The organism is Microcoleus sp. B3-D2 (genome assembly GCF_036705345.1).
GTDB lineage: Bacteria > Cyanobacteriota > Cyanobacteriia > Cyanobacteriales > Microcoleaceae > Microcoleus.
The window spans coordinates 1-1162 of record NZ_JAUBUG010000192.1 but is presented as its reverse complement, the minus strand read 5'-3'; the positions used below and the strand labels follow the sequence as shown (position 1 = coordinate 1162).

3 protein-coding genes are annotated in these 1162 nt (G+C 47.4%); all 3 read left to right on the top strand.

Translation table 11 applies throughout. The features are described 5' to 3' along the window. Window positions 1-246 precede the first annotated feature (246 nt). The 3 genes from QUB14_RS28630 to QUB14_RS28620 are packed head-to-tail and all read left to right on the top strand — an operon-like array spanning window position 247 to window position 975. On the top strand, window positions 247-486 hold the full coding sequence (locus QUB14_RS28630) for an MBL fold metallo-hydrolase (protein WP_333221646.1): 240 nt from the start codon (window positions 247-249) through the stop codon (window positions 484-486). Further along, entirely contained in the window at window positions 482-634 is a 153-nt protein-coding gene (locus QUB14_RS28625) for an MBL fold metallo-hydrolase (protein ID WP_333297491.1), read from the top strand. Before QUB14_RS28630 ends, QUB14_RS28625 begins: the two co-directional genes overlap by 5 nt. Next, entirely contained in the window at window positions 580-975 is a 396-nt protein-coding gene (locus QUB14_RS28620) for a hypothetical protein (RefSeq protein ID WP_333221648.1), read from the top strand. Before QUB14_RS28625 ends, QUB14_RS28620 begins: the two co-directional genes overlap by 55 nt. Window positions 976-1162 lie beyond the last annotated feature (187 nt).

The following is a 1162-nucleotide window of genomic DNA, read 5'->3' as shown; positions in this document are numbered from 1 at the left end:
TTGCGAGGGAGCCAACTGGTTCAATATTTCACTGTCTAGTTTGAGAGGCTGCTCTTTTTTCATAATTCTAATAATCTCCCTCCTGTATCATCTTTGTCAATACCCCCTGACCTGAATCCTTACATTCTAAGTCTGAAGAAATGCTCAAACTATCAATTCGCTTGCTTTTGTATTATTCAAAATATGGGACGGTCCCTACCGTAGCATAAATCATCTCTTAATTGTGCAACGCCGACGAAGGAGGCGGTGCTGCTGGATACAGTTTTAGAGCAAGTAGATCGCGACTTACAGGTTTTAGATCACCTGGGATTGGGCCTCGGCTACTGTTGGGAAACCCACATCCATGCTGACCATATCATCGGGGCGGGCAAACTGAGACAGCAAACGGGTTGTCGGGTGTTAGTGCCCCAAAATGCCACTGTCAAGTCTGCCGATCGCTCAGGAAGCGATGGCGAAACCTTAGTCTTGGGGGGGGGTACAAATTGAGGCGATCGCCACACCAGGCCACACCTCCAGCCATCTGGTTTATTTAGTCAATAACACCCATCTGTTAACAGGGGATACCCTACTAATTCGAGATTGTGGACGTACAGACTTGCAATCTGGGATGCGGGAACTCTTTACGATACGGTGATGCAACGGTTGTTTACCTTCCCAGAGGGGACTCTATTTTATCCCGCCCATGATTACAAAGGGCGCACCGTTTCCACAATTGGGAAAGAAAAGCGCCTCAATACTCGATTTGCCGATCGCAGCGGCGAACAATTTATCAAGATTATGAGCCATCTGGGTTTGAGCTATCCCAAGAAGATGAACGAAGCCGTACCCGTCAATGAATACTGTGGCGATTTCATCCCCGAAGCGAGTCTAAATAATGGCACCAGTGCGGCGATCGATGGCGATCGCGAAAAAGTCGAACTGACGCTATGGACCAATACTGAAATCTATGACGATTACTTAGCCAGGTACATTTAGGGGAAGCAGGGGCTAGGGAAAGCAGGGGCTAGGGGGTAGGGGAAGAAGGCAAGAAGGGAATAGTATCAGCTTTCACGAAATCAGAACCTCCTAGGTAGCCCTGGCGGTTGTTACAGCACTTCCGGCTGTTATGAGGTACAATAAGAAGAGATTCTAAAAATACATCAATGAAAGCATATTCAGTTGA